This window comes from Shewanella sp. NKUCC05_KAH (assembly GCF_019345585.1).
In the GTDB taxonomy this organism is placed as follows: Bacteria; Pseudomonadota; Gammaproteobacteria; order Enterobacterales; family Shewanellaceae; genus Shewanella; species Shewanella oncorhynchi.
On the sequence record NZ_JAHKQZ010000077.1, the window covers coordinates 1 to 223 of the forward strand.

At 49.8% G+C, this 223-nt stretch carries 1 pseudogene; it reads left to right on the top strand.

The features are described from left to right. Positions 1-223: pseudogene (locus KO533_RS22540) on the top strand (IS4 family transposase); the annotation flags it as partial.

Here is a 223-nt window from a genome sequence, read left to right on the forward strand (position 1 = left end):
TAATCCATGGTTTCGAAAAGTCGAGCAGCTCGGTTGGTATTGGCTGGGTCGCGTTAGAGGATTGAGTGTCTATCGGCCGCATCCTTTCGGTCGCCAATTTTCACTAAAAGCACTTTATCCCCAAGCCCGTCGTCGCGCAAAACATGTTGGGCGGGTGGCGTTATCGGTAAAGAAACCTTTGTTATGTGAGATGGTATTGTTCAGGGCCCCAAGTAAAGGCAGA